The following is an 18498-nucleotide window of genomic DNA, read 5'->3' on the forward strand; positions in this document are numbered from 1 at the left end:
TAAGCAGTTTACAGGTTGCGCAAGGTACACTTTTTACAACATATATTAAAAAATACCGCAAATAACATACTGTTCGCTATACTGATATTTAAAATTAAGTACTTTTAAAAAGTCAGGGAGCTATGTGAAAAATTTTAACTCAAAATATCATTCAGTTATCTTTTACATAATTTTTTCATTAGCGTACTTTTTAATTGGTATTTCACTCACTAAACTCGCCTTTAATACTCAAATTATCCCGGTATGGTTGCCTGCAGGCATTGCCTTAGTTGGATGCTATATGTGGTGGTGGCGCTTCATTCCAGCGCTTTTTATAGCAGCCTTTGCTTTTAACTTTAATATTTTTGACAGCACAGCTCACGATATGGTGTTAGTTGGCAATACCTTCAGCCAAGCCATGTATATTGCTATTGGCATTGTATTGCAGGCAATGGTGGGGGCTGGTTTACTTAAATATTGGCTTGGACACCCGCTGTATTTTAAAAAACGCGCAAGTATCATTTATTTTATTTTTGTTGTGGGCATTGCGGTTAGTTTAATTTCAGCAAATTTTGGGGTATTTGCGCTAAGCCAATTTAACTCTGCGTACGATATTAAAGATCATTGGCAAAATGTGTTATTTTGGTGGCTAGGAGACTCATTAGGCGTAATTATTGCCACTCCTCTGCTGTTGGTGCTTACTCAGTTTAAGGGGCAAAATAGGCCTATATCGCCGCTGCCTACGTTAGCGGTATGTAGTATTTTATTTGTATCTGTTGCAGTAACTACTCAGCTTTATAACCAAGAAAACAGACAAAATACCGTTAAAGTCGCCGAGCGAGAAGCTCACATTATTGAAAATAGCTTATATCGCTACATCAACCAAAGTTTAATAGCGGTGCAAAGCTTAGCCAGCCAAGTACAATCTAACCCAGATTTAAACCAACAAGACTTTTACACCTACGCCAGCGAGTTACTGACGCAGCATTCGTTTATTAAAGCGCTTTCGTGGAATCAAAAAATAGCGCAAAGTGAGCGAGCTTCGTTTACCCAAGAAGTTGCCGATATATACCACCTAGACTTTGAAATTGTCGGGGAGCCCCTTGAGCCAGACGATCCTATGGTCATCGTTAAATACATTGCCCCTTTTAATGGCAACCAAAAAGCGGTTGGTTTTAATGTGTACTCAAACCCAGACAGAAAAGCATCGCTAGTAGACCCTGCAATTAGTTATCAGCCTGTCAGCACTAAAATTATTCAGTTAGTGCAAACAGCTGAGCCTGAGCCTGCCTATCTGCTATTTGCCCCCGTGTACGAACAGCAAGAGCAAAAAGCTATTATAAAGGGGTACGCAACAGGTGTGTTTTTAGTGCGTAATATTATTGAGCAAGCGATTAACGAGCAACAATCAGAGATGTTTTCTATTGCGTTTTATGAAGATGTAAATAAGCCCGCTTTTTATAGTAACTACGGCAAAAGTTTAAATATCGCTCAGGGCAGCCGTGTTATGAAACTAAAGCTCAGCTTTGGTGGGCAAACATGGAATGCACATTTAGCCTTAAAAGAGAAATACCTTGCCCCCCATAATAACCAATTAACACTGTTTTTAATGGCCTTACAATTGGTGGTATGTGCCTTAATTTTAATTGTTTTACTGCTTTTTAATCAGCAACAAATTGCCCTTACCCGAAAAGTCGCAGAGCGCACCCACTCGCTTGCGCAAGCTAAAAAGCAATCTGACTTAGCTAATCAGGCTAAAAGCCGATTTTTAGCCAATATGAGCCATGAAATACGCACACCATTAAATGCAGTTATTGGCTTTTCATCATTAGCGCGCAAAGAAGACAACGCACACACTCTTATTGGTTACTTAGACAAAATAAACTCTTCATCTAAAAGCTTACTAAACCTGATTAACGACATACTTGATATTTCAAAAATTGAATCACATAAGCTTAAGCTAGAAAGCACAGCATTTGACCTACATGCAATTATAAAGCGTATTAACACAATGTTTGAGGCCAGTGCAGCCAATAAAGGCATTGGCTGGCAGGTTAGCAGTCATCTTCCGGTAGATACTTGGTATGTAGGCGACCCTTTACGCTTTGAGCAAGTAGTGCTAAACCTTTGCAGCAACGCAATAAAATTTACAGAGCAAGGCAAAGTAAGTGTAGACTTTGGCGGAGAGTTTATCAGTACTGACAAAGTTAAAATTACCGTAACCGTTACAGATACGGGTATTGGCATAAAGCCTACCCAGCAGTCCAAGCTATTTAGTGCCTTTACCCAAGCCGACGACTCAACATCAAGGCGATACGGTGGCACAGGCCTGGGCTTAACTGTCGTAAAAGAGCTCAGTAAATTAATGGGCGGTAACGTCACATTACAGAGCGAACCAAACGTTGGCTCTACGTTTAAATTTGACGTTGAGCTTCGCACCAGCCCAGTACAAGAGCAAGCCGAGCTTGTATACTCGGGTACTAAATTTGCGGCTTTAAAAGTGCTAGTAGCAGAAGATAACCCGGTAAACCAAATGGTAATTAAAGCCATGCTAGGCTCATTAGGTATTGTTGCCCATATTGTCGAAAATGGTGAAGCGGCAGTAGATATAGCAAAAGAGCAACACTTTGACTTAATTTTAATGGACTGCCAAATGCCAATAATGGATGGTTACAGAGCCACCGCTCTAATTAGGCAATTTAAAAGTGAGGTAGAGCTGCCCATTATTGCGCTGACCGCCGATGTTATGCCTGAGGATAAAGCCCATGCTCAAGCCGTTGGTTTTAATCAGCATCTTGCAAAACCGCTAGAACTGGTTAAGCTAACCGCGTGCTTAGCCCAATATGCCGAAATTGAAGAGCACTAATACAATGATGCGCTAAATAAATGCACTTGTGTTAACTTAGTTTAAAACACCACCACCCACTATAAAGCAGCCCAAGGTAAGCAGTAATGGCAACTTTTACCCACCAATGGTTTAGTGATATTAACCAGATAGACGTACACGAATGGACTCGCTTATTCGGTAATGAACCTTTTACCCGCCATGCATTTTTATATGCATTAGAGCAAAGCCACTGTGTAAACAAAGAGACAGGCTGGCAGCCTCAGCACTTAGCGGTTTATGAAGCTGATAAACTAGTCGCACTCGCTCCTGGGTATTTAAAAAGCCACTCTTACGGAGAGTATGTTTTTGATTGGGCATGGGCAGAAGCCTACGAGCAACACGGATTAGCCTATTACCCTAAATGGCTAAGCGGTGTACCTTTTAGCCCCATTGAAGGCCAGCGTATTGCCATTGCACATACGAATACACAAAGCGTATACGAGTACATAAAAAAGCAATTAAATTTAACGAGTGTGGAGCAAGGTTGGTCTGGCTGGCATGTTAACTTTTGCCCAAAGGTTCAAGCTCAAGCCCTGTGTACTGACGATATAATGCAGCGCGTAGGCGTGCAGTTTCAATGGTTTAATAAAGGCTTTAAAACCTTTGACGATTTTTTAAATACACTCACCGCACGCAAACGAAAAACGCTAAAAAAAGAGCGAGCTAAAATAGCACAGCAAAATATTTCCATTGAATGGCTGCAAGGCTCGCACCTAAGCCCTGAAACAATGCAGCTATTTTGTGAGTTTTATCAGCGTACTTATTTAAAACGTTCTGGGCATTTAGGGTATTTAAATGTTGAGTTTTTTACTTTATTACAGGCACTAATGGGCGATCAGTTAATTGTTATGCTTGCCAAAAAAGACAACAAAATAGTGGCAGCAACGCTAAGCTTACAAGGTGAAAACACCTTGTATGGCCGCTATTGGGGCGCCAGCGAAGAAATAGACTCCCTTCATTTTGAGCTGTGTTACTACCAAGGGATTGAGTTTGCGATTAAGCATAACTTACATTGCTTTCACTCAGGCGCACAAGGTGAGCATAAAATACCTCGTGGGTTTGAGCCTGTTTTTACCTACTCTAGCCTCTATATTGTTGAACCCGACTTTAGAGCAGCGATAAACGACTACCTAAAGCGAGAACGCCAGCATATGACAATTTATAAAACGCAGTGCGCTGATTTACTGCCGTTTAAAAACCAATAACTGATTGTTCGCTGGCATAGCTGTATCACTTATGAGTGTAAGGCCAGCATGCCTTGCTAATTGCTCTATGGCCTCAAAATCACGAATACCGCTAAATGGGTCACGCTGTGTTAAAAAGCGATCGAACTCTTCATTACTTGCACTTGTAAACTGCCCTTGGTATTTGAAAGGGCCATAAATACACACTACACCTTGGCTTACTAAGTGTGTTGTAACCCCTTTAAAAAATTGCTCAGCCAACTGCCAACTTACAATATGAAACGTATTTGCTGTGTAAATGGCATCTACGTTATTTACCGGCCATGCATAATTTAAATCAAGCTCAAGAGGGCCGTGTAAATTAGTTAAATTTGCCTCCTTATGCCATAAATTTATGCCCTCATGGTTTATACGGCGATCACTTGTATACCACTGTAAATGCGGTAATTGCTCAGCAAAAAACACACTATGCTGCCCCGTACCCGAGCCTATTTCGAGTACCGACTTTGTCTTATTAAAAGCCGTTTTAAGCACTTCTAAAATAGGACCCTTATTGTTTTCACACGCTTGTGAGAAAGGTTTGATCATGACCTGCACCAATATTGAAACTTATTGCACAACATTAACGCAAAAAAATGGCACTGAACAATTAAAGTTTTATAGATAATTTATAAAAGTGAGTTAATTCATGGCACTAAAATAAAAATAAGGCGATGGTATGTATTATGCTTTAATTAAATCAACCCTAAGTAGGGTGTATTACCAATATTAAATACGAGGATAAAATTATGCATACTCCCCCTTACACCGCTGTAGACGCTGTGGTCTCAGTGACAGAAAAAAGCACCGAAAAACCAAGTAGCACCTGTGATAGTAGAGCCACTGTAATCGACTTACTTTCTCACTGTAACCAAAATCAACAGGCGCTAAAAAAACATGAAACAGACCAAATATTCATTCTTGGCTATAATTGATACTCAATTAAACGCTGCAAATAATTTTTATAATAACTGTTTACACTGAAACCGATTAAATGTAATGATAACTATTATCGTTAACTTAAATCGGTTTTTTTATGTCTCCCTTTCAGGCATTACAGCCTTATCATCATGAACTTGCTTGTAACTGCTTACGCCCGGGCTTACATGCGCCTATGGTGGTAGCTCACTACATAGAAACCGCTTTAAACGTTGCTAAAAGCTTTGAAAAACAGCGTAACCCCTTACTACAAGAGTTATATTTATTACGCACTCACCATGAAATTATCAATAAAATGTGCGACCCTCTAATACACAATGCCATTCGTAAGCAGTGCCTTGAGCAATTATATAAACCCTTATTGGCATTAAAACGCTTTTACTATGCACATAACGATACTGAAAAATTTTTAAAACTTGAGCGCGAAGCTCGCGTACTCAGTCACGAATTTAACCCTTTTTAAGGAGCGACTTATGAGCAATTTTAGAACCGAATCCGACAGCATGGGTGAATTACAGGTCCCTAGTGATGCGCTATACCAAGCGCAAACCCAGCGTGCAGTTAACAACTTTGCTATTAGCGGTTTAACTATGCCAAAACAGTTTGTAACAGCGCTTGCATACATTAAGCAAGCTGCAGCACAAAGTAACTTTGAGCTAAATCACTTAAGTAAAAGTAAAGCCAACGCTATTGAGCAAGCATGCCAACAAATTATTGATGGCGAGCATTACGAGCACTTCCCAGTTGATATTTTCCAAACTGGCTCAGGCACCAGCTCGAACATGAACGCTAATGAAGTTATCGCAACGCTTGCAACCCGCATTGGTAATGAGCCAATTCACCCCAACGATGATGTAAATATGGGGCAAAGCTCTAACGATGTAGTGCCTACAGCCATTGCACTAAGTAGTGCTATTAACGTGGTTTATGAATTACTGCCATCTCTTGAAAAACTATCGCAGAGTTTAGAGCAAAAAAAAGCAGACGTTGGCAAAATAGTTAAAACTGGCCGTACGCATTTAATGGATGCCATGCCCGTTACATTTGAGCAAACGCTAAGCGCGTGGCAATCACAAGTAAATAATGCAGCCTCAGGCATTCGCCATAGCTTAGAGCGAGTATGTGAGCTTGCCCAAGGCGGGACTGCTGTTGGCACGGGTATTAATGCTGATGGCGAATTTGCCTCAAAGTTTGCTAAAAACTTAAGCGCAAATGTGGGTATAAGTTTTAAGCCAAGCAGTAACTTTTTTTACAATATTGGCTCGCAAGATGCCATTGTAGCGCTCTCAGGTCAGTTAAAAGTACTCGCTGTAGCACAAATGAAAATAGCCAATGACTTACGCTGGATGAACTCAGGCCCACTTGCCGGGCTTGGCGAAATAGAGCTTGAAGCACTGCAACCTGGCTCGTCTATTATGCCGGGTAAAGTAAACCCGGTGATCCCAGAAGCGGCAGCCATGGTAAGCGCTCAAGTTATAGGTAACGATGCAACCATCACTGTGGCAGGCCAAGCCGGTAATTTTGAGCTAAACGTAATGCTACCTGTTATTGCGCACAATATTTTACAAAGCATTGAGTTACTTGCTAATAGCGCCCAAGCATTGGCAGATAAAGCCATTGCGAGTTTTAAAGTAAACCAGCCCAATATTGATAAAGCACTGGCCAAAAATCCAATTTTAGTGACAGCGCTTAATCCGGTGATCGGTTACGAAAAAGCAGCCAAAATAGCTAAGCAAGCCTACAAAGAAGCCCGCCCAATTATTGATGTCGCAGAGCAAGAAACCGACCTTCCACGCAGTGAATTAGAAACACTGCTTAACCCCACTAAACTTACCCAAGGCGGTTTATAAAGGTAAATCTAAAACGGCTTTAATTACTTGATAATATAGTTTTTATTGCCGTTAAAAATGCACCGTGTATGATAGTGATGAATAATTCATCACTATCAAGGTTTGTTATGCGTACTCCACTGTTAGCCCTACTTTTACCACTTTGTTTAACTGCATGCCTCGAAACAACATCGCAAGATGCACCAACTAACTCGGCGAACGAGCTTAAAGAAGTACCGCATAAAGAAGTACCTCAACAAACCAGCAGTGAAAACAAGCAAAAAAAACCTACTGATGCATCACAACCCATAAAAACCGCTTTAAAAGCAGTATCACTTAACGACATTAAAACCGCAAAAAGCGAGCTTAATACGTTAATTGCCAATACACAGTGCGATACCTCTGCACAATGTAAGGTTATGCCTGTAGGAAGCAAAGCTTGCGGCGGACCAAGTGATTATGTTGTTTACTCAACAAAATCAGCTAAAGAGGGGCAAGTCAGTTCGCTTGCAAAGCAAATAACAACGCTTGAAAAAGCCTACAACACACAAAATGAAATGATGAGCACGTGCCAGCATTTAACTTCGCCAAGCACGCAGTGTGTTGAAAATAAATGTGTTAAACTTGAAGGTTCAGCGGTAAGTGTATTTTAAGGACAAGGTTATGAGTTGTTTACCATCAGCAATTAAATTATCAATTGTGAGTGTTGCCACCAGCGCTATGCTATTACTTAGCGGCTGTGCAAACACATCATCAAGTACTGAGCAAAATCAGAATTTGTCTGACTTGAACTACGATCTTAATAACATTGTTAGTGATAATAGTTGCACCGCAAGCTTTCAATGTAAGGTACTCGAAGTAGGAGCACGAGCATGTGGTGGGCCAAGTAAGTATGTTGTGTATTCAACGCTTAATACCTCTCAAGAGCACGCCGAAGAAGTTGCCCAAAAAATTACACAACAACAAAAAGCGCAAAACAAAGCGCAAGGTTTAACCGATTGCTCACCGGTACTTGAGGTACAAACCCTGTGTATTAATCAGCAATGCCAGGCATTTGATATAAAATAGCGCAAACGCCAATTTCAGCGTTAACCTATAAAAGGTATTAACGCTGAAATAACCACCACTAGCACCACACTAATTCCTGCTTTAACAATGTATTTCATCGGCATTTCTTTTTTTACCCAGTACGCATAAATAAATCGCACAAAGTAACTTGCAGCTGTGCCAAATAAAGCAAAAATAATTAAGTAAGCAATTAAAATAATATTCATATAAATCTAAATTAACTACTTAGTGTTTTTAGTATGAGCAATTAATAACTCTGCGACTTGTTGCTTTACGGCTCGCTTATCATCACTTTGGACATTAAACCGCGTTGCTAGTTGGGCTATTTCATCATCGTTTAAATTAAACGATAGGCGCTGACGTGTTTTTTTAGATTTCACATCTAAGCCTAAAATTTTACGGATCATATCTGAGGGCGTAAGCTCTTGGTCAATGGCCTGCTTTTTTATCGACTTTTGTACATCGCTGCTTAAATCAAATGCCATTTGTGTGGCACGCACGGCTTGCTCTTGACGTAACCACTTGTCTTTAGCATCACTCACTTCGCATCTCCTGGAAACAAGTCGACTATATCGGTAATTGGGCGTGTTAGTGTTAGTGACACTTCGGTCTCACCGCCATCCCATATTTCAATATTTAAGCCATGCCCTTCGTCTGGCGATGCTAAGCAAATCATTTCACAAGGTTCGCCACCCTCTTGCTCATAGCGCGGTAATGACTGGCCACGAAAATCTTTGTTATGGAAATAGCACACATAAGGCGATTCACTTTGCTGATAGCTTTTAGCTAAAAACTGCATAAACTGCTCTGGCGTATTCTGCACCTGTATATGGGTTAACGACTCTTCATCAAAAATACGTGCAAATTCGTCTAGCCCAAATATTTGCTCTACGTCGTCACGCTGAATTTTGATTGAAAAATTAGCCCACTGCTCGCCATCATCTTGCTCAATTTGTAAAAATACCACCTGTCCGCTGTTCGTCTCTAGCACAAACTCAGTATCACTACTGTGCTGATATTGATAGGTTTGAATATCAATAACACGCAGCGTTTGCCCTTTTAACCACGACGGATATGCAAATGAGTCGATAACACTAAACATATCGCCTTTTTTAAGCTCGCTTGCATGATTAAGCTGACGTTCTGGCTCTTTTTTAGATTTGAAAAAATTAAACATAATGAGGCATCCCTAAGCAAAAAAGGTAACTAAGCTAAGCTTAATTACCTTTTATAAATAATGTACTAACTATTAGCCGTTTTGCTTGGCTTTAATGCGCGCTAAAATATCAGCACTTTTTGGGCTTGTATCGCCAATACCGGCTTCAGCCATTTTTGCTTTTAAATCGTCGCCATTTACGTCCGACTCAAGTTGCTTTGCAGCACCAAGCTGGTCGCTACGATCCTGTTGGCGTTGCTTAATACGCTCAAGCGACTGGCGAGCCGATGTCATAGACGAGCTATTGGTATTAAGCGTGCTGTTAACAGCCATAGTAGCTTGCTGTACGCTTTCTGTGGTTTTAACCATAGTAAGCTGACGTTGGTTTTCTTTAATCGACTTTTCAGCGTCTTTAACTTGTTGTTTAAGCGCTACAATATGATTGCTAAAACCTGCTAATACTTGCTCGTTTTCCGCTTTTTCAGCTTCAAAGTCACCAATTTTTTCGGCAATTTCTAATGCTAAGGCTTCGTTACCTTTTTCAAGTGCTTGGCCTGCATATGCTTCGTGCTCAGCAATTGATGCATCAACTGCGCTAATTTTACGCTTAGTTTGCATTTCTTTAGCCATTACTTCTGTAAGGCTCTTTTTAGCACGATTAAGTGCATTTTGCGCATCTGCTATTTCTTGTTCAAAAATACGAATGCCGTTTGCATCTACAATTGCTTCGCCCGCTTCACGCGCGCCGCCACGTACTGCTGTAAATAATTTTTTTAATATACTCATAATCTTAACTCCACTAACTAGTTACTAATCGTTTAAATACAAGGTCACGGCTTCTAGTGCGTCAATAGCGTTGTCAGCTAGTGTCACTAGTTCGTGGGTAATATCATCTAATGATGAATTTACCGACAGTGCACCAAAAATCGCGTATTTGTTATCGATTTTAGCAAATGCACTCAGTGGAATTGGCACGTTTAAACGTAGTAGTGTTTCGTTTAACTCGTTGCGTAATTCACTTTTTACTTCATCTTCGCCAAACAAGTAGCTAATACATAACAACTGCTCTTGTGTTTGCGTAACAAAAATTGGAAGCTCATCGTTTCCATCAACTATGACTTGTAAAACATCTTGCTCACCAGGGTTGGCAATCAAGAAAGACTCAAAGTTAGCGCCTTCTGTTTCAAAAGAAGCTAATTTTATTGAAAGTTCATTTAATTCCATGTCTCTGCCTTTTTGCTGTTTGACATATTATGTCTGAGTTAAGATTCGCATGGACGACATATTATGTCAACCATGTTTTATTAATTTTTATACAATTCGCTTTCTATCTGCCACGCATTACGGTAGTAATCATATAGCTGACCCGAACCTAACCTATTGACCTCAATAGTTTTAACTTGTTCAAAATACTGGTTAGGAAATACAAAGCTGGCTAATAAATATTCTTTACTTACCCACCTTGATGGCACCGGCATAGCGCTTATATTTTTAATTCGCCCACTGGCTGGTTGACCCATTTTAGTGGCTATTGTCCACCCCCATTGCCCAAACGAAGGAATATTTTGCTGGTACTGCTCAACATAATCAAAACCCGCCGCTTTTACCGTTTTAGCAATACTTAAAAATGCTTTTTTGGCATGATAAGGCGAGGTAGACTGCACAGCCATTGCGCCATCGGGAGCTAACAATTGACGTACATGGTTATAAAAATAGTCGCTGTACATTTTGTTTAAATCGGGGTGATTAGGGTCCGGCAAGTCAATTAAAATAGTGTCAAATTGCTTACCTTGATCAAGGAGCCTTTCAACCTCTAAAAACGCATCTCCCACAATAATATTGGCGCGTGGGTCTAACATCGATTGTTTATTTAGCGCTAATAACCGCTTACTTATAGACTCAGGCGCTGTAAAATCACCGTCTTTATGGCCAAATAAATTAAGCAGCTGTGCATCTAAATCAATTAACGTTACGTCGTTCACTGGCCACTTTAAAACATCTCTAAGGGCAAGCCCGTCGCCACCACCAATAATTAATACGCTATCGTGCCGGTTTGATGCGAGCATTGCCGGATACACCAGCATTGAATGATATATTTGCTCATCAATACTCGAGAACTGTAAACGCCCATTTAAATACAAGTCGGTGATAGGCGCTGGCTGGTTTTTACTTAAGCGCTCGGTTAATACTACATGCTGGTATTTAGTTGCTTGTGAGTAAATAACTTTATCTTTATAAAGTACATTACTTAAGCTGTTCATCCAGCTACTTCCCATCACTAAAATAAACCCAAACAGTGCCAGTAACACTATATGGCAGATCAGAAGTGCCTTAGCAAAGCGCACATGAGCATGGTAGCGCCATAAAAAGGCGAGCCCTGCCAGTATATTAAAAAGAGCTGTCCACGCTGCAGCTTGCATTATAGGCATCGCCAGCATAATGCTTACCCAAATAGCCGCACCAATACCCGCGCCAATATAATCGGCACCATAAATAGTGCCTGCATTGTTTTCTAAAAAACGCCCGTACACATGTTGGCGAATTCGTGCAATAAGCGGTATTTCCATACCAATAAATAAACCCAGTACTAAACCAAACACATAAGGTAAAAAGCGTGACCACTCTTGCAGCTTTTGAAATACATAGCCATTGAGCACAACATCTGGCGGTAAATTAAAAATACTAGAAAACAAATGAGGAAGTGAATAACTTACAGCAATTACACCGGCTATTGCCAAAATACAGCCCATGCCAACCAGGGCAATAATACTTTCAAGCCAAGCAAAGGCGGTAAAGGCATCTTTAAACCAACGGGCTAAAAATGCGCCTAAGCCCATGGCAACTATCATTGTGCCAATCATGGCATAGATAGCACTCTCTACAGAGCCCAGTACCCGCCCTGCGTAATGCGACAGTAAGTATTCATAAATAAGGCCGCACCCAGCGAGTACGGCCATAACAGTTATTAGTAAAATATCGTGCCCAAGTAAACGTGATTTACTTGGGCTAGTTGTAGTTGATGACACTGATTATGCGCCTAGTAAGGTTGCCATAGTAATACCCACAGCAAACGACACCGCAGCAGAAATAGCACCTACACCTACATTTTTCTGACGGTTAACTTCATCTGAAATATCACAACCTGATAAAATTATTTTGATGGTGATTAAATGCAAAATGATGAATGCCACTAAACTTACAATCGCGCTAATAGCCCAATAAAGCAGGCTAGCATTAATGTTATCGGCCGCATACGGTGCAATACCTGATGCCGCAGTAATAGCTAAGGCACTTCCTACTAAAAAGCCTGCGTAGCGTATACCTACAGCTAAATTGCCATCAATAATGGCTTGTTGTAAACAATCACCGCTTTTATTGGTACGCTTAAATAATTGTACGCGGTATTGGCTTACAAGCAGTAGTGCAACACTGCCAATAATAAAGGCAGCAATAACGATAGGCAGCCCGTGCCAACCCTCTGTTGCTACCCATAAAAGTGCAGAGCGAATCACAATCGCCACACTCACTACATGACCAAAATCGATAATAGAAGCCGTTACATTACCTTTTACAATTTCGTCGTGCAGGCTGACTTTGCGAAGCGCGACCTTGTCTTGAAAAAAGTGGCCTAATTTAATCAGTACAATGGCTAATACACCATAGCCTAGCATTTGCAGGGCTTCTTGCTGTAACGACGCAGCAAAGGCACCACTACTCACACCCGTTAATACAATGGCAAGTGCAACTAAGCCCGCCGCAAAGCTAATACCAAAAGCAAAGTTATCGCGCTCTGTTATTTCGTCATTTGCATGAAGGTTTGAAACCCAGCCCTTAATGTATTTTAGGCTTACAAATAACAACACTATAATTGCAAAATCAATCGCCAAAGCTTGTAGCGACCACGTAGTTATTCCATTAAATTCGTACATATTTCTAACTCCAACTTATTCTTTACTTACCACGGCTCACGCCACGAGAGGTTCTGCTACCGCTATTGCGTACCGATCCAGAGCTATTGCTATAGCTACTCGAACGCGAGTAACTACTGCGGCTTTTAGGTGGTGTATAACTACTGCGGCTTAAACCCGAGGCACCCGTTTTTTTGCTCGCATAAGGGCTAGTAAACTGTTTGCCTTGGCGTTGGTACGATTGACGCGTACGCGTTTCTAAAGCACTTTGCGTTTTAATTTGTTTAGGGCTTGAGTAACGATAGCGGCCGTAATCGTTGTAATAGCTATATTTACGGCGGCTGCTCCAACGTCCGTATTCAACACGGTCAAATACATCGCCTAAAATACGGTACATGCCATACCACTGCCAAAAGCTAATACCATTACTATTAGTTTGCCAGTTACCGTAATTAGGGTTGCCCACCAATTGATTCCCCTCGCCTGCGCCCTCCGCTTCTTTACTGATAGCACCAACGCGCGCAAGGCTGCCCTTAGACATATCGGCTAGCATATTAATCGGGTCCGTTAACGCATCAGAAAACAGCGTAGGCTTAGCCGCCTCACGTAGTAAATCAATACTGTGTAGCGTATCTTCGTAGGGAGGAATTAAATAAGTGCCTTTAATATCTTTAAGTCGTTGTGTTAAACCACTGTAAAGGGCACCCTGCCTTGTAGCATCAAGGGTAATTACATCAACAACCTGACTAAGTTCTGGCTGTTGCTGTTTAAGGAGTTTGCCATATTCTTTAAGCAATACAGCATTACGTATAGTCCCATTATCAAGCGCAGTACCAAGCTGTGCAAGCTCAACATCTGCCTTTTTAATAGACTCTTGAATTGTTTGTTGTAGTTGCTCTTCTTTAGATTGACAACCCATAAGCACTGCAAACAAACAAAACAGGCTCATAAGTTTCCAAGCTTTTATATTCGACATTCATGTCACCTGATTTAATAAATAACCGCATTAGTCTTACACAGGTCACTTATTAAGCCAAGAATGAAATTGCAACAAAGTAAGTCTGCCTAAAACAAAATAACCAGCTATAGTTACTCTATGAATTTAAACACATTCTTTTACTTACGAATTTAGTAAGTAACATCAGCGCTACGCGTAAGCCTTCTATTAATAAATAACAACAATAAGTAATAACTCTTTTAGTGAAAGAGCATGACAGTAAGAAGGGATTTGGCTAAATGTTTCATAGTATTCGTAACAAATTTATTATTATTACGACTTGTTTAATTGTACTAAGCGCTAGTTTTGTTTTTTATTTAGCTATTAATGAGCACGAGGATTTATACCGCCAATCAGTTGAAGAAAACCTCGATGCTATGTCATCAAATATTTCAGATAATTTGTTACGTGTTATGTCGCAAGAGATAGATTTATTTTCTATCACTACTGAGCTTTTGGGGTTAGATAGGTACGAGCACATAAAGTTTGTAAATGTATTTGATAGTAATTGGCAGCTAATACAGTCCTACGTGCACCCCAATTACTTAAAGTACGAGGACTTTTCTCCGCAGTTACAAGGGATCAAACCACAAAGTTTGCCCCGTACCGTAAGTGTTACTAATCAAGGCTTAGTTGCCTTAAAAACAATTGGTGAGGAGCAGTTCCCTATAGGCTACCTATTAATTGTTCAGGATTTTAATAAGCCCCTCAATGAAAGCAAAGCGAGCTTATTTAATAGTGCAGCCCCTATCGTTATTTTTAGTATCGTGATCACCATCATCATCTCTTTTTGGATATACCAACATTTATTAAGCCCGCTATTAAAACTTTCTAAATTCACACAAAAAGTAGAAAAAACAACTAACTATCAACTCCAATACCAGGGCTCAGGCAACGATGAAGTATCGCAACTTGGCAAAGATATTAATAACTTACTTAACACTATTAATTCCCAAGTGCTCACTAATCAAAAAAACACCGCACAACTATTAAAGCAAAAGCAATCAATGGAGCACTTAGCTAACTTCGATATATTAACTGGCTTACCTAATCGTATGTTTATTATGGGCTTACTAAAAGAAGAATTAACGCGCTGTAAAAGTAATCATCAAGATATAGCTATTATGTTTTTTGACGTAGATAGCTTTAAAGGTGTTAACGATACACTTGGCCATGAAACGGGCGACCTACTTTTAAAGGCGGTAGCCAGTAATATTAAAAAGCACTTACGCGAAAACGATGTTATTGCACGTTTAGGGGGTGATGAGTTTTTAATAATGCTGCGTAATATAAATAATTACACCGACGTTATTGATATCGCGGAGCAAATTATCAGCTCAATGCAAACGCCTTTTACTATTAACCAGTGGGATATACCCACTGGGGTAAGTATTGGTATTGCCCACGCTAAAGAGGCCGAGTTTGACATTAATACGTTAATTAGTAATGCAGACATCGCAATGTATGCCTCAAAAGAAAAAGGTAAAGGGTCGTACACTGTTTTCCATAGAAAAATGTTAGAAAACAGCAAGCGAATGGCTCAAGTGGCTAATTTAATTAGTCATGCAATTGCGCAAAATGAGTTTGAAGTTGTGTATCAGTTAAAAATAGCTGCCAATGGTGAGGCTAATGGCCTTGAAGCCCTTATTAGATGGCAAAGTGAAGAGCTTGGCTTTATTTCACCAAGCGAATTTATACCCATTGCAGAGCAAGCAGGTAAAATAAAAGCAATCACGCAGTGGGTTGTCTCCAGGGTATTTCAAGATTTACCCACACTAAAACAAACTATAGGTAACCATGTACTCGTTTCTTTAAACCTATCGAGCCATGATCTTAAAGATAATCACTTTATTGATGTTGTAAAAAATAAATTGATTAAATACAACGTCGACATTGCAAATGTCCAGTTTGAAATAACCGAATCAAGCTATCTCGATAATTTTGAAAACTCCAATGAATTCTTTAACCAAATAAAACAAATGGGCGGGTCTATAGCCCTTGATGATTTTGGAACGGGTTATTCATCGCTAAGCTACCTGACAAAAATAGATATCGATACCATCAAAATTGACCGTATGTTCGTTAATCAATTTGACAGCTCAGAAAAGGATGCGGCGGTATTAAAGGCCATACTCGATTTAAGTAAACGCCTAGGTTTAAAAGTATGTAGTGAGGGTATAGAAACAGCCTGCCAGGCTAACTACCTAATTAAAAATGGCAGTGATGAAATGCAAGGGTATTATTTTGCAAAGCCTGTAGCCATAGCACACATTCCAGCAGCTAAAGCCCAAGCAAAAGAAGCATTTAAAGCGCTAAATTTAAAATAAGTCAGCGCTACTAGTTAACCATAAATTAAGGCGTTAGCGTTACAACAGTTAGCTCGTCCGGAATTTTTGTATCAGCAGGTAAATAAGCAACTGCATTTTCTTCTTTCAATAAATACGCAATAATTTCTTTAGTCGAGCTAAATTCTACGGGTGGCTTGCTACGCCCTGTAAATCTCATCTGAGCCCAATAAGCCTGAATTCTCGATTCGGTTAAGCCAACCAATTTCGTATTAAAGTCGATTCGTAACGGGTTTCCGGCGGGTAAATTTACTGCTTTAAATTGACGACTCATCGCGCCGCCCATATAAATATGGCGAATTTGCTGCTTACTCAAAGCTAAGTTTTTATTGGCTGTATTAACAACAATGATCACTTTACTTGTGTGGCTATTATCCGCGTAGGCTTGTACGCTAATAAACAATAATGACCAAGTAAAAATACACAGCAGTATTATATGTCTAATCACGTAAGTTAACTTAGAGTACATCATCAAAATACCCAATCTAAGCCAATAAGGTAAAGATTCGTTTTTCTATTAAAGCTAACATCCTCAGGGATTACAAAAAAAGAATTACTAACCTCATCGCCCTCTAAAGCAGATACTTCCGCCTTTAATGCCAGATTAGGTAGCACATCCCATCGTATACCAAGTGTCCATGTTTTTAGTGAGTCGGGCGCCGACTCTGCAAACACGCTGTTATAAGCCTGTGCCAGCTGATCAAGCTCTACATTAGCACCAATAGGGATTTCATTCTGATTGGCATTAATTTCTACATCGCTGTCTGCAAAGGTTAAATGATAAGTAAAAGGTGCATCGTTATAGCCTACGGTTAAGTAATAGCTTTGTATAATCGGAATTATATCTAACTGTGTTTTAATCTTTACCCATTCACCTCTAAAAAAATAATCTAAATTATCATAAATAACACCAAATTGATCTGCATGTGCACTGCCCTGCGTTGTCAGCGATGCTGCACTTTGGCTAAAATTAAAATTCTCTAAAATATCTTGTAGTTGGTTAATCGACTTAAGATCTAACGCTATGTTACCATTATACCTAGAAGCCCTAAATTCTATATTTTCAATATTCAACTTCCCTATCACACCCACTAAATTATCCACCTCAAAACCTGTTTTAAAAGGGCCTATGCCAATACTTCCCGACTCTTCGCCATAGTACCCTTCAATACTGATATCAAAGTCATCTGAGCCAAATTTGTAAATAGCATCAATACCATTAAATGTTTTAAATAAGTACGTGTCGTATACTTGTTGTGGCGGATTGATCCATGGGTATGCAAACCCTACATCAGAGAAGTCGCTCATTGTAAAAAATGGGGTTCGCAGCTTACCGATTTTTATCTGTAGGTTTGTTGTGGGCGTATAAGTTAAATACAGCCATTCAAGTCCACTCTCACCAGATACCGTTGTGCTATCGGATCTAAATAACCCTTGTGCTGTCACTGACCAGTTTTTATTAAACTGATACTCAGCTTGAAGACCTATTAAACTTGATGGTGAAAAGTTAATACTGTCATCGTAGCCTCTATATTCGACATCTTTTTCATCTAAATAACCACCAATAACACGCGCGTAGCCTGAAAAATCAAACTCACCCGATTTAGCCGGTAAATGGTGTAGGCTGACGATTAAAACGAATATCTGAAATATTTTATTTCGCATAGACACTCAGCAACCTAGATAAAAAGCGCTGAATATTAAAAAGTAACGACATTTTATAATTCTGCAGAATAATTATTATGAGGTATAACTATAGTCAAAGTTAAAGAGTGTGGAGCAAAATACTCTGAACTATAAGCTATTATTTTTATACATCTTAATAGATTAGTTAAGTTCAGAGACTTGCGTGTACTGTAATACCAATTCGCTTAATTAAGTGATCTATTTTGAATTCTCTGGTGTGTGTTTCATCCGCGGGTTTCGTGATACTCAACCCACGCTACGGAGGTGATGGAGACTGTGCGAATAATATCTGGAATGTATTTTTACTTTTCTGCGGACGTAAGAAAGCCCGGCTCTTTCGAGTCGGGCTTTCTTGTATTTGGAGCCTGGCAATGTCCTACTTTCACATAGCAAATGCTACACTATCATCGGCGCTGTTTCGTTTCACTACTGAGTTCGGCATGGGGTCAGGTGGGTCCAAAACGCTATGGTTACCAAGCAA

Annotated in this window: 19 protein-coding genes and 1 rRNA gene; 8 read left to right on the forward strand and 12 right to left on the reverse strand. The window is 39.9% G+C overall.

Translation table 11 applies throughout. The annotated features are described in order from the left end of the window. Window positions 1-124: 124 nt before the first annotated feature. Together NQT65_RS18375 and NQT65_RS18380 are read left to right on the forward strand one after the other, a co-directional pair. Window positions 125-2845 carry an ATP-binding protein gene (locus NQT65_RS18375; RefSeq protein ID WP_126005411.1) on the forward strand — a complete coding sequence of 907 codons (2721 nt, stop codon included), beginning with the start codon at window positions 125-127 and terminating at the stop codon, window positions 2843-2845. Window positions 2846-2931: 86 nt separating this feature from the next. After that, window positions 2932-4071, forward strand: a complete 1140-nt coding sequence (locus NQT65_RS18380) for a GNAT family N-acetyltransferase (RefSeq protein ID WP_256851728.1) — start codon at window positions 2932-2934, stop codon at window positions 4069-4071. Here NQT65_RS18380 and NQT65_RS18385 read toward each other — a convergent pair. Next, window positions 4048-4638, reverse strand: coding sequence for a DUF938 domain-containing protein (locus NQT65_RS18385; RefSeq protein WP_256851729.1), 591 nt, complete (start codon window positions 4636-4638; stop codon window positions 4048-4050). The genes NQT65_RS18380 and NQT65_RS18385 overlap by 24 nt on opposite strands. A 200-nt stretch (window positions 4639-4838) precedes the next feature. Here NQT65_RS18385 and NQT65_RS18390 point away from each other — a divergent pair, with 200 nt between their 5' ends. The 5 genes from NQT65_RS18390 to NQT65_RS18410 all read left to right on the forward strand — a co-directional run bounded on the left by NQT65_RS18390 (window position 4839) and on the right by NQT65_RS18410 (window position 7925). Further along, window positions 4839-5024 carry a hypothetical protein gene (locus NQT65_RS18390; RefSeq protein WP_004589148.1) on the forward strand — a complete coding sequence of 62 codons (186 nt, stop codon included), beginning with the start codon at window positions 4839-4841 and terminating at the stop codon, window positions 5022-5024. A gap of 101 nt (window positions 5025-5125) precedes the next feature. Next, window positions 5126-5491: a hypothetical protein gene (locus tag NQT65_RS18395; RefSeq protein WP_004589147.1), complete on the forward strand. Its 366-nt coding sequence runs from the start codon at window positions 5126-5128 to the stop codon at window positions 5489-5491. Window positions 5492-5501: 10 nt separating this feature from the next. Further along, a complete protein-coding gene (locus NQT65_RS18400) occupies window positions 5502-6878 on the forward strand; it encodes a class II fumarate hydratase (RefSeq protein WP_004589146.1) in 1377 nt (458 codons plus the stop codon). Between the two features lie 107 nt (window positions 6879-6985). Then, complete coding sequence (locus NQT65_RS18405) at window positions 6986-7510, forward strand: hypothetical protein (RefSeq protein WP_256851730.1); 525 nt, start codon at window positions 6986-6988, stop codon at window positions 7508-7510. A 10-nt stretch (window positions 7511-7520) separates the two neighbouring features. Then, the gene (locus NQT65_RS18410) at window positions 7521-7925 is read left to right on the forward strand and encodes a hypothetical protein (protein WP_024032116.1); all 405 of its coding nucleotides are present in this window, start codon (window positions 7521-7523) and stop codon (window positions 7923-7925) included. A gap of 20 nt (window positions 7926-7945) precedes the next feature. Here NQT65_RS18410 and NQT65_RS18415 read toward each other — a convergent pair whose 3' ends face one another. The 8 genes from NQT65_RS18415 to NQT65_RS18450 form a co-directional block, all read right to left on the reverse strand. Next, complete coding sequence (locus NQT65_RS18415; protein ID WP_024032117.1) at window positions 7946-8131, reverse strand: hypothetical protein; 186 nt, start codon at window positions 8129-8131, stop codon at window positions 7946-7948. 15 nt (window positions 8132-8146) lie between these two features. Continuing rightward, window positions 8147-8467 carry a hypothetical protein gene (locus NQT65_RS18420; protein ID WP_256851731.1) on the reverse strand — a complete coding sequence of 107 codons (321 nt, stop codon included), beginning with the start codon at window positions 8465-8467 and terminating at the stop codon, window positions 8147-8149. Next, window positions 8464-9102 carry a DUF4178 domain-containing protein gene (locus tag NQT65_RS18425; RefSeq protein WP_024032119.1) on the reverse strand — a complete coding sequence of 213 codons (639 nt, stop codon included), beginning with the start codon at window positions 9100-9102 and terminating at the stop codon, window positions 8464-8466. Before NQT65_RS18425 ends, NQT65_RS18420 begins: the two co-directional genes overlap by 4 nt. 72 nt (window positions 9103-9174) lie before the next feature. Continuing rightward, window positions 9175-9867: a PspA/IM30 family protein gene (locus tag NQT65_RS18430; RefSeq protein ID WP_126005399.1), complete on the reverse strand. Its 693-nt coding sequence runs from the start codon at window positions 9865-9867 to the stop codon at window positions 9175-9177. 24 nt (window positions 9868-9891) lie between these two features. Then, the gene (locus NQT65_RS18435; RefSeq protein WP_004589139.1) at window positions 9892-10305 is read right to left on the reverse strand and encodes a YjfI family protein; all 414 of its coding nucleotides are present in this window, start codon (window positions 10303-10305) and stop codon (window positions 9892-9894) included. Between the two features lie 80 nt (window positions 10306-10385). Next, window positions 10386-12107 carry a polyamine aminopropyltransferase gene (locus NQT65_RS18440; RefSeq protein ID WP_256851732.1) on the reverse strand — a complete coding sequence of 574 codons (1722 nt, stop codon included), beginning with the start codon at window positions 12105-12107 and terminating at the stop codon, window positions 10386-10388. A gap of 3 nt (window positions 12108-12110) precedes the next feature. Further along, window positions 12111-13010: a DUF350 domain-containing protein gene (locus NQT65_RS18445; protein WP_004589137.1), complete on the reverse strand. Its 900-nt coding sequence runs from the start codon at window positions 13008-13010 to the stop codon at window positions 12111-12113. Window positions 13011-13032: 22 nt separating this feature from the next. Further along, window positions 13033-13965: a hypothetical protein gene (locus NQT65_RS18450; protein WP_004589136.1), complete on the reverse strand. Its 933-nt coding sequence runs from the start codon at window positions 13963-13965 to the stop codon at window positions 13033-13035. A gap of 260 nt (window positions 13966-14225) precedes the next feature. Here NQT65_RS18450 and NQT65_RS18455 point away from each other — a divergent pair, with 260 nt between their 5' ends. Further along, window positions 14226-16313 carry a putative bifunctional diguanylate cyclase/phosphodiesterase gene (locus NQT65_RS18455; protein WP_256851733.1) on the forward strand — a complete coding sequence of 696 codons (2088 nt, stop codon included), beginning with the start codon at window positions 14226-14228 and terminating at the stop codon, window positions 16311-16313. Between the two features lie 25 nt (window positions 16314-16338). On the opposite strand, the gene NQT65_RS18460 is transcribed toward NQT65_RS18455, so the two are convergent. From NQT65_RS18460 to rrf, 3 genes are all read right to left on the reverse strand, one after another. After that, the gene (locus NQT65_RS18460; protein ID WP_338128464.1) at window positions 16339-16779 is read right to left on the reverse strand and encodes a hypothetical protein; all 441 of its coding nucleotides are present in this window, start codon (window positions 16777-16779) and stop codon (window positions 16339-16341) included. 23 nt (window positions 16780-16802) lie between these two features. Further along, window positions 16803-17996, reverse strand: a complete 1194-nt coding sequence (locus NQT65_RS18465; protein WP_256851734.1) for a TonB-dependent receptor — start codon at window positions 17994-17996, stop codon at window positions 16803-16805. 384 nt (window positions 17997-18380) lie between these two features. Then, window positions 18381-18495 (reverse strand): 5S ribosomal RNA (gene rrf / locus NQT65_RS18470). Between the last annotated feature and the right edge of the window lie 3 nt (window positions 18496-18498).

It is taken from the genome of Pseudoalteromonas agarivorans (assembly GCF_024518735.1).
Taxonomy (GTDB): Bacteria; Pseudomonadota; Gammaproteobacteria; order Enterobacterales; family Alteromonadaceae; genus Pseudoalteromonas; species Pseudoalteromonas atlantica.

Coding starts and splice junctions, on each gene's coding strand:
- NQT65_RS18385 (WP_256851729.1), bottom strand. CDS start 4,638: ATGATCAAACCTTTCTCACAAGCGTGTGAAAACAATAAGGGTCCTATT.
- NQT65_RS18445 (WP_004589137.1), bottom strand. CDS start 13,010: ATGTACGAATTTAATGGAATAACTACGTGGTCGCTACAAGCTTTGGCG.
- NQT65_RS18430 (WP_126005399.1), bottom strand. CDS start 9,867: ATGAGTATATTAAAAAAATTATTTACAGCAGTACGTGGCGGCGCGCGT.
- NQT65_RS18405 (WP_256851730.1), top strand. CDS start 6,986: ATGCGTACTCCACTGTTAGCCCTACTTTTACCACTTTGTTTAACTGCA.
- NQT65_RS18390 (WP_004589148.1), top strand. CDS start 4,839: ATGCATACTCCCCCTTACACCGCTGTAGACGCTGTGGTCTCAGTGACA.
- NQT65_RS18400 (WP_004589146.1), top strand. CDS start 5,502: ATGAGCAATTTTAGAACCGAATCCGACAGCATGGGTGAATTACAGGTC.
- NQT65_RS18425 (WP_024032119.1), bottom strand. CDS start 9,102: ATGTTTAATTTTTTCAAATCTAAAAAAGAGCCAGAACGTCAGCTTAAT.
- NQT65_RS18415 (WP_024032117.1), bottom strand. CDS start 8,131: ATGAATATTATTTTAATTGCTTACTTAATTATTTTTGCTTTATTTGGC.
- NQT65_RS18465 (WP_256851734.1), bottom strand. CDS start 17,996: ATGCGAAATAAAATATTTCAGATATTCGTTTTAATCGTCAGCCTACAC.
- NQT65_RS18380 (WP_256851728.1), top strand. CDS start 2,932: ATGGCAACTTTTACCCACCAATGGTTTAGTGATATTAACCAGATAGAC.
- NQT65_RS18395 (WP_004589147.1), top strand. CDS start 5,126: ATGTCTCCCTTTCAGGCATTACAGCCTTATCATCATGAACTTGCTTGT.
- NQT65_RS18450 (WP_004589136.1), bottom strand. CDS start 13,965: ATGTCGAATATAAAAGCTTGGAAACTTATGAGCCTGTTTTGTTTGTTT.
- NQT65_RS18410 (WP_024032116.1), top strand. CDS start 7,521: ATGAGTTGTTTACCATCAGCAATTAAATTATCAATTGTGAGTGTTGCC.
- NQT65_RS18435 (WP_004589139.1), bottom strand. CDS start 10,305: ATGGAATTAAATGAACTTTCAATAAAATTAGCTTCTTTTGAAACAGAA.
- NQT65_RS18455 (WP_256851733.1), top strand. CDS start 14,226: ATGTTTCATAGTATTCGTAACAAATTTATTATTATTACGACTTGTTTA.